This window comes from Streptomyces kebangsaanensis, assembly GCF_001906585.1.
GTDB lineage: Bacteria > Actinomycetota > Actinomycetes > Streptomycetales > Streptomycetaceae > Streptomyces > Streptomyces kebangsaanensis.
In genome coordinates this window covers 27,787-28,541 of the sequence record NZ_JUJA01000144.1, presented here as the reverse complement: position 1 = coordinate 28,541, position 755 = coordinate 27,787, and the positions used below count along the sequence as shown (strand labels likewise).

Annotated in this window: 1 pseudogene; it reads right to left on the bottom strand. The window is 78.5% G+C overall.

Going from position 1 to position 755, the window contains the following annotated elements:
- A pseudogene (locus tag RH94_RS44165) lies at positions 1-192 on the bottom strand (ATPase); the annotation flags it as partial.
- Positions 193-755: the final 563 nt, after the last annotated feature.

Here is a 755-nt window from a genome sequence, read left to right as displayed (position 1 = left end):
CGGCGCCTCGGGGCGGGCCTGAAGCCGCTGCAGGCGCTGGGCCGCCGCACCCGGGGCCGCCTCCTCCACCCGGTCCAGCTCGACGCAGCCCGCCTCGGCGATCCGCACCAGCGTGTCCCGCAGCGCCGGGTGCGGGACGACCACTGCCACGCGCCGCATCCGGACCGGCGTCATCACCTCAGACCAGCGCATCCCATTCCTCCAGTGGACGTCCGCCCCGGGCCGCCGACTCCAGGGCGGCCCGTACCCGCCAGGCGTCCGCGGACAGCACCGCGACGGCCCCCACGACCGTCCGGGGCCCGTGGCGGCCCGTGCGCAGCATCGCGGTGCCGTCCAGATGGAGAACCCGCCACCAGTGGGCCTCGGCCCGCCACAGCCCGCCCGGTTCCCCGATGCCCTCCAGAATCCAACGGGCCGTGGACGGCAGACCGTCGCGGAAGTCCGTGAAGGAGGCCGCGTCGACGGCGCGCGGTCCCAGCAGGGCCGCGGCGTCGCGGCGCACGGGCGCCGGCAGAGGGCGCCGGTGCACGAACCGTTCGCGGGCCGTCAGCAGGGCGGCGCGTCCCTGGGCCCAGCGACGCGCGGCCGGTACGGCCGCGGCGGTCCGCCGGGCGGCCGCCATCCGCATGCCGGTGATCAGCGCCCACGGTGTCTCCGCGCCGGGGTCGCCCCAGGGCGAGGCCGCGAGCGCGGCGCGCAGTTCGGCGGGCGTCGCGGCGCGTTCGAGGGAACGCCAGGCGGTCTCCAGGGCACCG